This window comes from Pseudoalteromonas fuliginea, from assembly GCF_000690055.1.
GTDB lineage: Bacteria > Pseudomonadota > Gammaproteobacteria > Enterobacterales > Alteromonadaceae > Pseudoalteromonas > Pseudoalteromonas fuliginea.
This window is the reverse complement of sequence record NZ_JJNZ01000001.1, coordinates 23,682-38,476: the sequence shown is the minus strand read 5'-3', so window position 1 is coordinate 38,476 and position 14,795 is coordinate 23,682. Positions and strand designations below refer to the sequence as shown.

Genomic DNA, 14,795 nt, shown 5'->3' with positions numbered 1-14,795 from the left:
ATGATAATCAAAATAATAACAAAATTAAGCTTGTCAGTTGTATTACTTGCTTACTCATTTAAGCTTTATGCTTTTGAGTCATCATTTAATTACAATTCAGATACCATCCTTATTTTAGCAAGCGCCATTATAGCGCTTGCTTTGCCTTATCTGTTGTTTGTAATCCACAAACTTAAGCGCTCACGTCGACAACTTCGTTTATCCGAAAGGCGCCTTAAAAGTACTGTTGAAGGCAGTGGTGATACTTTATGGGATTGGAACATAAAAACGGGGGAAGTTATTCGAATAAACGACAAATATATGATGAACTCAACTACGTTAATAGGTTTCCCTCCAAATAAAAGTCTCATTCACCCACTCGATATTACAAACGTTGAACACTTACTTAAAAAACACTTTGCAGAAAAAACCGTTTTTTTCGAAGCGACTTATCGTATTAAAGATACCTTTGGCCGTTGGCATTGGGTCCTTGATCGCGGCAAAATTATAGAAAAAGATACCAACCTATCACCACTAAGAATGACGGGTACTGTACGAGATATATCACAGTTAAAATCAACCGAAGAGCGTTTGAATCTCTTTGCAAAATGTGTTGAGTCGCTAACTGATGCGCTGGCTATTTACGACAAAAACTTTAAGTTAGTTGATATAAACCCTAGTTTTTTAACCCTCTTTGGCGGTGTGCGAGAACAATACCTTAAAAAAGACTTTACCTTACCGGGTTATGAACAAGGCTTCATTGATACAATTATCGAAATTGTACGTGAGAATGAACATATCCAACGAGAGGTAAAGCTACGTAATAGCGAACGCGTTTTACTACCATTTGAAATTTCAATTGATGAAATTAAAAATGATCAAAACCAAATTACAAATTACGTGATTGTTTACTCTGACTTAACTGAACGTAAAAAAGCAGAATCACAACTGCATAATTTATCAAATCGCGACCGTACAACAAGCCTGCCTAACCGAAATTTATTTTTTACCGATTTACATAAGTTAGTTAAACAAAATTCACACCATGCGCTGCTTGTATTCGATTTAGATAACTTTAAAAAGATAAACGACTCATTAGGACACCAGTTAGGCGATAGCCTGCTTGCAAAGCTCGCTATGCGCTTAAATAAACTAACCCGAGAGAACGATGTATTTTACCGTTTAGGGGGCGATGAGTTTGCTCTAGTAATGTCTGATACCAATGATATTCATGTGATCACCCGCACGGCTAAACAGTTTTTAGCCGCTATTGCTACACCTTTTAAAATGGCTGGTCATGAGCTCGCGATTACTTCAAGCGTTGGCATTGTACTCTTTCCTGAAGATGGTAATACACCAGAACTACTTTTGAAAAATGCAGATACGGCCATGTATCACGCTAAAAAGAAAGGTAATAGTTATCTGTTTTTTAACGACACGATGAACCGCCAAGCAGTTAAACGCCTGCAAATAGAAAACCTTATGCGTTTTGGCCTAAAAGAAGATCATTTTGAGGTTTACTATCAACCAAAAATGAATATTCGCACCGGAAAGTTAACAGGGATGGAGGCGTTGGTTCGCTTTATAACCCCTAAAAAAGGCATTATTAGCCCTGGTGTATTTATACCTATAGCTGAAGAAACAGGTCAAATAATTGAAATTGGTGAAGTGGTATTAAACAAAGCTTGCAGAGATGTTAAACAATGGCTTGATAGCGGTCTATTTAGTGGTCGAGTCGCCGTTAATTTATCAGCTAAACAATTCAGCCTACCCGATTTAACATCTCGCATTGACGTTATTTTACAAAAAAATGAACTACCTTCATATTTCTTAGAGCTTGAAATTACCGAAGGTACTGTAATGGATGATCCCAAAGAAGCCATTGCGATTATGCGCTCATTAAGTGCCCGAGGGATTCACTTAGCAATGGATGACTTTGGCACCGGTTACTCTTCCTTGGCGTACTTAAAACAATTTCCGCTTAACACGTTAAAAGTAGACAAGGCATTTATAGATGATATGAAAAATGAACGTGGTCGTAATATGGTCGACTCAATTGTGACGATTGCACATAACCTTGATTTACATGTCGTTGCCGAAGGGGTTGAACAGGCTGAACAAATTGAAATACTAAAAAAATTGAATTGTGAAACAGTACAAGGTTACTTTTATTCTAAGCCACTCTCTAAAGACGAGTTTACTGATTTTTTGAAACAACAACAAACTAAAGCTGCGCCTAGTCTAATTAGAACGGATACTGAAAATATGGCATCAATAAGCTAACCAGACTTCCAGTTAATACCAATCTGCTTAGGTATGGGGTGATTTAATTCGTTAAATTGTCCCAACACTTATTCAGAACGGTATAAATTAAGGGCGCCATATACATGCTTTGATCCCTACATTTCGTACCAATGCGCGGCGATAATGTAAGTTAAACAAGCACCATGCTACCGGCCCAAGTAAACCAGCCAAAATAAGCCATCGCTTAATTGGCATGCCTTTTTTAATCGTTTCCAAATACATCACGGCTATAAACACACAACTTAGTAAAACAATAAACAAATCTACACCCTATACCAATTCGCTTAATTAAGTGATCTATTTTGAAGTAAGAAAATCGTGTCGATAACAAGGCAAAAATTTCGTTATTTAACTCCTGCATTACCCCGCATCCATGCAGTCATGTATCAGAATTTTTAACGCTGTTAACGTCAGATTTAATCACTCAAATTGATTAAGTATTATTACGGATTGGTATTAAATAGCCTAAAAATAAGGCGTGTATTCTAGCGTTATTTTGGTTGAATTTACAGCAATAAACCTCTTACATACAAAAAAGCCGAGCCATCTAAATTAAGGCTCGGCTTTTTTAAAGTTTATAACTTACTTTTCAGCACGGCCCATGAATTTATGTTCAACAGTATTTATACGAATACGGTCACCTGTTGAAATATGCTCAGGCACAGAAATATTTAAGCCTGTAGACATACGTGCAGGTTTTGAACGAGCGCTTGCAGAAGCCCCTTTAATTGAAGGGTCGGTTTCTTCAACAACAAGCTCAACACTTGATGGTAAATCAAGGCCTACTGGTGCACCGTCAATGACAATAACATGCACACCTTGGGTTTCTTCATTTACAAATTGAATCTCTTCGCTAATAGCATCTTTATTTAAGTTATATGGCGTGTAATCTTCGTTATCCATGAAAACATACTCGTCGCCATCAATATACGACAACATTGCTTCGCGACGTGTTAAATCAGCAAGCGTTAGCATATCGCTGTCTTTAAATGTTTCATCCACTTTGCTGCCAGTTACTACATCGTATAAACGCATTCGATATAAACTGCCACCAGCACGGCCTTGCGGCACAGAGCGCACAATATCTTTTACAACTAGCACTCGGCCATTAAAATCAATAGCAGTACCTTTTTTAACATCACTCGCCTTTGGCATGTGTGAATTCCTATTATTTTTTTGATTGCGAGAAACATACCACGAACTCAGGATTCTTCAATAGAAACAAAACAACTTAGTGATACTTTTTGAATAATACTTAAAATCAGCGCCCCTTAATGGCGCGCTGATTTATTAAGAGTGACTTTAAAAGCGGACTTTAACGCCAGCAGATAGCTCACTTACATCGTTTTTTGACACTTTATAGTAGCTATACTTGAGTAGTAATTCGGTATTTTTATAAATCGAATACCCAACTGAACCACCCGCATAAAGCTTGGTCGTATGCTTTTTAGACTCTAGCGTTGCACCATTGGTTATATCACTTTGTATTTTATATTGATGGCGATAAGCCCCCAAAAACAACTTAGTACTAAATGATTCAGCAGGCATAAATAAATAACCGACTTCCGTGGCAACACCTTTTGGTAAGATTGGAGCATAACGCGCGTAGTCATTATGAAGGTCATTTGGTGTTGTTGTATCCGCTGTTAATTCAACACGTCCTTGCCCTAAATCAATATACCGTATTGCAACTTCCCAATTAGGAGCTAGCTCATAGTAAGCGCCCACTGACCAACTAGTATCTTTATCATCAACTGAAATGGTCTTAACATCACTGTCCGTTATTGCCAAAGAATGCTTAGCTTTAGCTTGACCTACAGTTCCCTCAAAAGACCATGCATCAGCGAGTGCACTGCCACTTATTAAGCAACTTGTAGTAATTATCGCAAAACTTGGAAACAATGACTTTCGACGGCTAAATACCAACATTGAAATCAGCAACAACCCAACGCCTCCCATACTTCCTCCCGATGACTTATTACTAATAGAAACTGATTTTACTGCACTAACGGTAATTTCAACTTGTGCCGAAGATTTAGCTCCTTTACTGTCTTTAATTGTATAGTCGACAGTATCAACACCTTCAAAACCTACCTTTGGCATGTATTGTAAAGTGCCATTAATATTAATTGATACAGTGCCATAAGTTGCCGCTGCACTAATAATAAATAATTCATCCATATCAATATCAGTATCATTACCAAGTACATCAATTTCTATTGATACGCGATCGGTGGTGCTAGCTGTATCAAATATTGCTGTTGGTGCATTATTTGCCACCAAGTTAACCTTAGCATTATTGTTAGATGTTCCTCCTTGTCCATCAGTAATGCTGTATTCAATGGTCGCAATACCGATAAATGATGTAGGCGGAGTATAAAGTATCTGATTATCAATAATACTCACTTGCCCAAAATCAACCGTCGCACCCGTCAGTGTTAATGCATCTCCATCTATGTCTGTGTCATTTTCTAGCACATCAATAGTAATAGATTCACCTGCACCTATCGTTACTTCATCTTGATTTGCTTGTGGTAACTGATTCGTTGTACGCACAACAGCAACACCGCCAGGATCTACAATAGAGCCATTTGCTTTTCCATCATCATCATTTGGACCACCGTCAACAATTTGTAGTTGCACACACCATGCGCCTTCCGCTAGGCCTTGCGTCCATTCACTACTTCTTGGTGGTGGGCAATAACCTGGTTCACCCGCAGCAGATAATATTTGGTCCTGTGCTGTAGATACAAAATCAACCCATTGGCCTTCTTTAAACTTCCTATAAGTGGAATTTTGTGAGATTGGCTTTCTTTGTGGAAATACAATACTGTAGGTATCTCCAGGGTTTGGAAGCCCTGTCGCAATAAAGTCAAATACTCCACCAATATTTAATGCGTTAGCGTCGGCTGGTAATTCACTCTCTAATAATTGAACCCCTCCTGTCACATTTTGTACAACAGTCACGCCCTTTCTAACACAGACACCTGGCTCGCCTTCAACTAAAAACTTGTCACTGTCTTTGACTTGACCTTGTACCACATTACATTGACTAATAGCATCTAGGTAATCTGGTATGCCGTCATTATCAGTATCGGTAAAGCCTTCTTGGTCATCCGGTATTAGATCGCCATCAGAATCACCCGAATCGAGGGCATCAAGAGACTGTACTACTTCAACATAGATTTCTTTTGTTGTCGATAAGTTTGGTTCACCGTCATCTTCAGCCGTCACTGACACTTTATAAATACCCGGAGCAAGTGATTGTGTTGAAAAAACAAATTCCCCCTCATTTGTACTGGTATTAGTTAACTGATCATCTTGTGATAACCAATTTAGTGTTACGTTATCACTTGGGTTTACGTCCTCAGCGACCCCAGTAATAGTGACTAACTCCTCGCCTATCGCGACAAGCGATCTAGCTTCCTCATTTTGCTTAATCGATGTAGAGATTGTAGGTGCTACATTATCTTCAACAATCGTAATATTAACCGTTGATCTCGCACCCAGATTTAACGTATTCGCTAATGAAACAATAATTGTTTCGTTGCCTTCAATTTCTGAGTCAGCAAAAACAGTAAAGCTTACTTGCCCCTGGACGCCACTTTCAATAACTAATTCACTTGATGTTAAATCGTGGTCAGCACTGTTGGCCGTACCTGAAACAGTATAAGGAATTGTTACTGGATAGGTCGGTGACTCGCCATTTAAAAATACATTAAAGCGATATGTTTGATCCTCTGCTACTTGGCTATCTTTACTTAAAGAAATAAGCGGATTAACATTAATGCTCTGTGTAGCAATTGCTTCAAGCCCATTACTGTCAAAAGCCTGCCAATAGACCAAATGACTTCCAGGAGTAAACAGTGACGTTGAATCAACGAGTGATACTGCCAATCGGTTACCTTGATTGTCAGTAGCAAGCGGTACACCTAAATCCACCTTAGTGAACAATCCTTTAGCATTAATATCCAAATCAACCGGTGTTTCAATCGTTGGCACATCATCTGTTTGTTTATTCAACGTTAATTTAGCAGTCGTTCTACTTCTTGCTTTATCTGGATCTTCAATCAGGTAACTAATCTGAATAATCCCTTGTGTACTCGCTTGCGATTTATATGCAATCACACCATTTTCAATTGTTACACTCCCCACGCTCGCGCTTGCACCGATAATACTCAATGGTTGTTCATCAGCATCGGTATCATTGGCTAATACATCCAATAAATACGTGTTTTCCTCATTTATATCTAATGAGAATACATCAGGATTTGCAACAGGTCTGTCATTCACTGAAATAACATTCAAGCTTACCGTAGCGATTGCAGATTGTTCTGTACCATCGCTTACAATGTACGTAAAACTGTCAATACCAAAGTAATTCGCATTTGGTGAGTACGTAAACACATTGCCTTGCTTACTTAAAGTACCAAATTGAGGCTGCGATATGGCTGTTAGCGTAAGTATATCGTCATCAAGATCTGAGACATCTGGAGCAAAAGTAATAGAAGCGTCTTCAAGAACATCTAACATCATACTTTGCGACACTGGGGCTTTATTTGTGTTATTTACTGTTACTGTAAATGCAGGTAAGCGTGCTTCAAGTTGTCCGTCAGTTACTGCAATAACAATATTAGTAAATTGACCTGCATTTTCTCTTACTGGTGTGCCACTAAGTTGCCCTGTTGCGCTATTAAAGCTAGCCCAACTTGGCTTATTACTGATACTGAAGGTTAATGCATCCCCATCCATATCTTGTGCACTTGGTGTAAAGCTGTACGACTCTTCTTCATTAACCTGTGCTGTCGGCGTACCCGTGATTGTTGGTGCGTCATTAGTATTAATAACCGTAATATTAAATGGCGCTAAACTTTGAGTCACTGTTGCATCATTAACACTTATAACGATGTTACTGTAGCTACCTACCTGCGCATTGAGTGGCGTACCACTTAATTTTCCGGTTTCGCTATTAAAGCTCGCCCAACTAGGTTTATTACTAATACTAAATGTCAGCGTATCATTATCCGTATCGCTTGCTATCGGGATAAATAAATACTCACTGTCTTCGTTCACTGATGCCGCAGGTATCCCACTTATCAACGGTGCATCATTAACACTGTCGACCGTAATCGAAATACGTGCAAACTCTGAATCAAGCTCACCATCATTAGCCACAATGCTCACAGAGTCACTGCCATTAAAGTTACTGTTTGGTGTATAAATAAGTATGTTACCGGTTAAGGTCGTACTGCCATTAGCAGACTCAGTTACCACTCGATAGCTTAGAGACTGCTCTTCAATATCATTACCCGATAGAGTAACCGTTAGCGCTGTATCTTCATTTGTTGAAAGTACTTGCCCAGCGACCGTAGGTGCATCATTAATTGCATTGATAATTAACGATACAGTGACTTCATCAGAATCAATTTCACCATCGTTGGCCACAAACGTAAAGCTGTCTGTACCATTAATGTTTTCATTCGTCGTATAAAGCCAACTATCGTTACTTTGCTGTACCAAAGTTCCTTTGCTTGGCGCATTGACTATCCGGTAACTTAACGTGTCTTGATCTATATCTGTTGCAACTAACGTCAGTAGTATTGAGCCATCTTCATCCAGTGATTGCGATTGCGCAACGGCAATCGGTTTATCATTCACGGGAGCGACACTCATAGTCACTGTCGCTATATTTGATACAGCTGCGTTGCTATCTTCAACCGTATAGGTAAAGCTATCATCGCCAAAAAAGTTCGCTTGAGGCGTGTAAACAATTGCACCAGTTGCTGATACGCTCACGGATCCATTTGCAGGGTTAGTAACAATCGTTACAGAGCTCGCGTTAAGGCTATCACCAATATCAACATCACTATCATTACCCAGAACATTGACCTCAAACTGCCCTTCTTCTTGTAACTGTGCAGTGTTATCAACGGCAACTGGGGCATCATTTATCGCCGTAATACTCAGTGTAACTGTGGCTGGTACCGAAGTAAGTCCTTCACTGTCAGTAACGGTGTAAGTAAAACTGTGAACCCCATTTATATTTGCTTTAGGGGTAATTGCTAAACTACCATCAAGGTTCACGCTTACGCTGGCAAAATCATATTCACCTGCACCATCGCCTTTATTTTCTAACAGCACATTTGCGCCATTAAAACCTTGGTCTTCTACATCTGAATCATTCGCTAAAATAGCCACACTGGTTGCAGTATCTTCATCGGTCGTCACTGCATCATTAACGACAACCGGACGGTCATTCACCGCACCTATAGTTACAGTCACAGAGGCTGTATTTGATGCCAAACCATTGCTGTCGGCTATCGTATAAGTAAATGTATCGCTTCCGTTTTCATTGCCTGTAGGTGTATAAATTAAAGTACCGTCATTTTGATCAACACTCACTGACCCTTTGGATGGTTGTGCTACAACACTAATATCACCCGTTGGAATAGTATCTTCTATATCGGTAGCGTTGCTTCTAATTGAAAGTGCAGAAGTTGGTGTATCTTCATCGACCATCTCATTAAAGTTAATAGCAATCGGCGCATCATTCACTGGGGTTATAGTAATCGATACAGTCGCTTTTTCAGATATTAAACCCGTGCTGTCTTTTACTGTATATGTAAATGAATCTGTACCAGATACATTACTCAATGGTGTATAAGTTACGATTCCATTTGCAATACTAGCTTGCCCTTTAGTCGGTGCGTCCACTATCGCAGCAGAAGATACAACCATATTATCTTCAGCGTCACTGTCATTACTAACAACACTAAAAGTAACAGGAGTATCTTCATCAGTTGTTATAGAGTCGGCAACCACAATAGGGGCATCTTCTACTGGCGTAACGGTAAAGCTTACCGTCTGAACTGCTGACTTGTCTCCTGCGGCATCTTCTACCTGGTAGGTGAAACTATCAGACGTGCTTTCACTGCCATCATGTTGATAACTAAAGCTACCGTCGCTATTAAGCGTAACCGTACCCGATGACGGGTTTGTCACTTTCACTGCAGTGAATGTATCACCGCTATCAAGGTCATCATCAGTGGCATTGCTTAATACACCATTAACAGGGATGGCTGCAAATAATGCCCCTTCATCTAAACTAAATACAAAGTTTTGACCTACAGGCGCATCATTGGTATTTTTTACTTCAATATCAAATATCATCGCTGCGCTATCTTCAGTACCATCGGATACCTTTATACTGACATTCGCTGAGGTACCTACATCTTGATCGGTGGGTGTTCCTGACAGTAAACCTGTGGCCGTATCAAATGTTGCCCAACTTGGCTTATTAGTAATACTAAACGTATGTATGTCGCTTGTATCCGGATCAGTGAGCGTTGCGGTAAAGCTGTATTGAGAATCTTCATCTATTGTCGCCAATGGCGTACCTGATAGTACCGGTTTAATGTTGTAGCTTTTAACAATTGTTGCCGTTACATCGCTGGCTTCATTCCCAGCGGTATCTGATACTGTCACCGAAAGTGTAAGTGTACCTTCATTTAAAGTGGTTACATTAACACCCGTAACCTGAGCTGAAGCTCCCGTTATTGCTCTAGAATTACCTATAATTTCATTAGAGCCATCAGTCACTTTGTAAGTAAATGAACCGCTGCTTTCAAGCCCATTTAGAGTAAAACCTAACGCGGCTTCATTATCTCGAGTAATCGTATCTTGAGTTATTAAAACGCTGTGCCCTGTCGGTGCAATATTATCAGTCACCGTTACTGTGAATGATTTTTTAAACGATGACGAAGCATCATCCGCTTGCACACATACTATATAGGTGCCTGCTGAAATGGCGGCTTGAGTTTCTAGCACGCTCCCATTAATTTGAAAGCTACTGTTACCACTATTTGATGAACACGAACCACTGGCTGATGAACTAGGAGCTACCAATGTGTAAGTATGCGTACTATCATCAAGATCCGTTGTACTTAAAGTCCCAACATCAGCGCCCAAAGACACTAAAGATTGATTAATGTTTGTTGCCGATAAAGTAATGTCTGTTGGATCATCATTTACACCCACTACTTTAACCGTAGAAGAACCAAAACTACCTGTAGATCTATCAACACCACCATTAGATGTACCACCGCTATCTTTTATAGACGTTAGCGTTACAACTCTATCTCCTTCTGTCGGTGATTCACTCGTATTTTTATAAGCTAAGAAAGGAACATAGTTCTGCCATACGGCCGCAGTGTCTGAGGCGACAATCGTTACCGTTGCCTTTGAACCGCTAAGAGTGACAACATAACTAAAATTAACTGACCCCGAATATGTACCGGATGCATTATTTTCTAGCCTAATAACATCAGTGCCAAATTGAAGGAACTCATTGCCAATATCTTTTACATTACTTACCGTCAGTAATATTTGCTCAATATTTTGTCCGCTTTCAATAGCATTAATAGAGGCTGAAGAGAAAATACCAACTTGTGAGCCATTTTCTGTAAATGTTGGATTAGCCCCGACTGCTGATACAGTAGGCGCATCGTTAACCGAGGTAATTGTAACTGATGCCTGATTAGTACCTGTACTATCTACGACACCATCATTAAAGGTATAGTCAAGCACAGTTGCATTTAGAGGAATATCTGAGTTATTGGCGTAGGTAATTGCTTGCGCAACAGAGTCTACAATTGCAGAAGTAGCATTGCTATTAAATGTTAGCGTTAAAGTACCTGCCGAGTTTGTGGTAACAGTCCCTACATTATTACCGTTATAACTAAATGTATTACCTTCAGTTAACGTCCCTAATAGCCCCGAATGACCAAATCGATCTTCGGCACTCGCACCGCCACGTCGGCGAATAGTTAAGCTAGCATTGTTGTAATCCCCTGCGTTGCTGTTAAGTGCATCAAGTTCAGCATCTGCAATTGTCATATCGCTATCAATGCTCACAGCACTTAAACCTTCGATAAACGTAGCACCGCCATTAAGCGAGCTAAATGTAGGCGCAGAATTTGCTGAAACAAATGTAATAACGGAATCTGATCCGCTATCAGCAACCGTAAAAGCTAAATCATTGCCTGGCGCATTAGTAAGAGAAAGAGTAAGTTCAGAAATATTAAAATCAGTGGCGTTGGTATCTACTTCTAATGTACTTGTGCCATTAAAACGCACGTTACTGGCTGAAAGCCCTGTGATACCAGTAATTGTAATGCGATCACCTACGGCTAAATCGGTAATTGTGTCCCCTGATAATTGTGATGAGCTACCTACAAAATTATCATTACCTGCATTGCCTGTTAGCGTATCTATACCAGCACCTGGGCGCAAAGTATCGGCGCCAGAGCCACCTTTAAGTACATCATCACCATTAAAATCTGATGAGGTCATGGTTAAAATGTCGGCGCTAAATGCACTTGCATCCAGGGTCACTGCGGCTGTAATTGCACTGCCACTAACATTAGAAAAAGACACAACGCCAGCATCAGTATTAAAATTATCGGTTAAGGTGATAGTCGTGTTGTTATTAGTGCCGATTGCCAGGTTTTCAATACCCGATACCGTGGTGCTGGAAAAATTAAAAATACCACCATCCATCAGTTTTAGTGTATCAGCGCCAGCAGAGCCTGTAATTGCAGTATTAAAATCATTAATATTATTAACATCAATTGCTACTGTTGCTGCAGAGGCTAAGCTTAATGTACCAATATTAAAGAATGAGCCAGAAGTCACGTCAGCACCGTCAGTAACACTCACCTTATCTGCAGCATTTAGCTCTGAGGTTAATGAGCCACTAAACCCAGCGCCACCAAGTGCAAAGGTCATTGCTGTATTACTAGATCTATCTATTATACTTTGAGTCGCTGAGACTATCGTAATTGTTCTACTGTTTGAAGAATCATCAAATACGTTGTAAGTTTCAACATCACTGAAAGTAGAAAAATCACCATCGCCATAAACATCAATTGTTTCAGAACCTATTGCAGATATAGTGCCTGTAAAACCGGCGTGTTGCGAACGCGTCATTGAAACCCGTGCACCACTGCTAAGTGTTAGGTTTTCAATATTGGAAACTGTTGCTCCAGTAATATCCCCCGTATTACTGATAGATAGCGTATCATTAACGCTTGCTTCACCTGTTATTGTTCCAGTAAACGTTAATCCACTGACATCAAACGTATTTGCATCGGTTGTTGATGCGCTTGTCACATTGACAGACGAAGAACCTAACGTAATTGTTCGTGTATTTGTTGAATCATCACCAACGTTAAACGTTTCAATATTGCTAAGTGTTGTAAAGTTACCATCACCCGAAACCGTAATCGTCTCAGCGCCAGACGCTGTAATAGTGCCTGTAAATGTACTCACTTGCGCTGCAGATAAAGCCACCGATGAGTTTGTTGCAAGGGTTAAGTTTTCAAAACTAGACACTGTAGCACTTGTGGTGTCGGCACCTGTTGCCATGCTTAATGTATCGGTACCACCATTTGCATTGAGTGTACCTGTAACCGTTAAACCTGCAATATTTACCGTATCATTGCCCGTGCTGCCTGTTATATTTTGTGAGCCATTTGATAAGGTAATTGTGTTTGCACTACCGAGCACATACGTTTCAATATCATTCGCAGCAATTAAACCATTAGTTGCGTCTGAAATGGTAATTTGATCTGTACCTGCGCCTGAAATTGTAGAAAACGCATCATGCTGCGCTTCTTTCATCGTGACAGATACGCCGCCGCTCAAATTAAGTGTTTCAAAGTTCGAAATCGTTGCCGCCGCTAAACTCGCGCCATTAGCTAGCGTAAGTGTATCTGTGCCATCCCCACCATCGAGAGTTCCTCGGTACGAAAAGTTGGAAATATCGACTGAATCAGCTAAATTACTGCCTGTAACAGACTGGTCTCTGTCTACAAGCGTTAATGAAACTGGTGTATTTAAAACGTATGTTGCGATGGTGCTATTTGCCGTTAAATTTGCATCGCCCCCACTGCCTGCTGTAATCGTAAAGACAGGAGCCCCGCTCCCCGAAATCGTTGTAAATTGCTCATGCTGCGCTTCACTTAACGTTAAAGTGACGCTGCTAGGCACTGATAATGTTTCAAAGCCTGTTAATGTAGTAAAAGCCGTTAAATCGGATCCAGTCGGAACGTGAATGGTATCTGTACCAGTACCACCGTCAGCCACTGAACCTGTAATATGTGATGGATTACTTATCGTTAATGTTTCGTTATCACTACTAAACGTAATTGCCGGATTTAAATTTGTACCATCTAAGGTACTAAAACCCGCCGCTGTAGAACTAGCCGCTGTAAGGTTAGCCACTGAAGTTGTCGCTGTACGGCTAATACTGTTTTCAGTGCCATCATTGATAACAACTGACACTGTACGCGAAGTTGTGTTGGGTGTTGCACTGGTATTATTATACGTTATTGCTTGTAAAAAGGTCGTCACTTCAGCAACGGTTGCAGATGCACCCGTTATCGAAATTGTATCTTGCAAAGTAATGTCTGAGGCACCTGATATACCACCAAGTGCATTTTGCGCAGCCGCTGAAGCATTAAGCCCTTCTGAGGTGCCATCTTGATCGTTTGTTAATGCAACGGTTATTGTTGTTATTGTATCGCCATCACTATCAGCGGCACTAGCATCGGGCGCAATATTTACAGCACCACTGCCTTCAGAAAACGCCGAAAAACTCCCTGTACCTGGAGTCATTGTGCCATTTAAATCAACAACAGGCGCTGAGTTTGTAGAAGTACCTGTGGCACTCAAAGACACATTATACATACTCTCATTTGCATCAGTGTTGCTAATTCTTAAATTACCTGATATCCCACCAACCGTTGTCGTTTGTACAGTAACAAGTATCGTACATTGCATACCTGAGCTTAATGTTTGACCATTCGTAGCACATGTACCGCCTGTAATTGAAAAGTCGCTACTACCACTTGTTATAGAAACAGCCGTAGTCGTTAAATTACCAGTGCCTTCATTTTTTACCGTAAAGGTTTTTGTTGTAGTTGCTACTCCATCTGCTGCTACACTGCCAAAATCTTCACTTACAGTTGTCGCTCCACTTTCTTCAACATCTATTTCTGGAGATGACCCACAAGCACCAACACTGCCACCTCTCAAGGTACAGCTAGAAGAACTTACAGTGGTACATGCTCCGCCAGGTAGTGTACAGTTTGCACTTGCAAACACCTTTCTTATTAGTAAGTCACTTTTTACCTGTGTATTATCGCCCGTAACAATACTTACTTTTTGTTCATTAGTTTCGAGTAACCCCTGCTCTTTTAAAAAGTTTAATGTATTATTTATATCTGAGTTTACTAAGTGTGATTGTGCTTTTTCCCCTCGACTAAATGCCGAAAAGGGATTTTTTGACTCTACATCAACAACTATTTCACCCTCTGTTTCTAATGCTGATTTTTTTGAAAATTGTTTTAAATCTACAGCTTCAGTTACTGTTTCTGCATAAGCTCCGCTAGCAATTACGGCAGAGATTGCAACGCCTAAAAAAGTTTTATTTAAGCTCAAATGTTTCATAA

4 protein-coding genes are annotated in these 14,795 nt (G+C 40.1%); 1 reads left to right on the top strand and 3 read right to left on the bottom strand.

What is annotated here, in order from left to right; translation table 11 throughout:
* Positions 1–2,262 (top strand): sensor domain-containing protein, encoded by a 2,262-nt coding sequence (locus DC53_RS20100; protein WP_007377736.1) that lies wholly within the window; start codon positions 1–3, stop codon positions 2,260–2,262.
* Positions 2,263–2,349: 87 nt separating this feature from the next.
* Here the strand turns inward: DC53_RS20100 and DC53_RS22500 are convergent, their stop codons facing one another.
* From DC53_RS22500 to DC53_RS20115, 3 genes are all read right to left on the bottom strand, one after another.
* Positions 2,350–2,544: a hypothetical protein gene (locus DC53_RS22500; RefSeq protein WP_033016303.1), complete on the bottom strand. Its 195-nt coding sequence runs from the start codon at positions 2,542–2,544 to the stop codon at positions 2,350–2,352.
* Positions 2,545–2,865: 321 nt separating this feature from the next.
* Positions 2,866–3,438 carry an elongation factor P-like protein EfpL gene (gene efpL, locus DC53_RS20110; RefSeq protein WP_007377734.1) on the bottom strand — a complete coding sequence of 191 codons (573 nt, stop codon included), beginning with the start codon at positions 3,436–3,438 and terminating at the stop codon, positions 2,866–2,868.
* 147 nt (positions 3,439–3,585) lie between these two features.
* Positions 3,586–14,793, bottom strand: a complete 11,208-nt coding sequence (locus DC53_RS20115) for a tandem-95 repeat protein (protein WP_033028243.1) — start codon at positions 14,791–14,793, stop codon at positions 3,586–3,588.
* Positions 14,794–14,795: the final 2 nt, after the last annotated feature.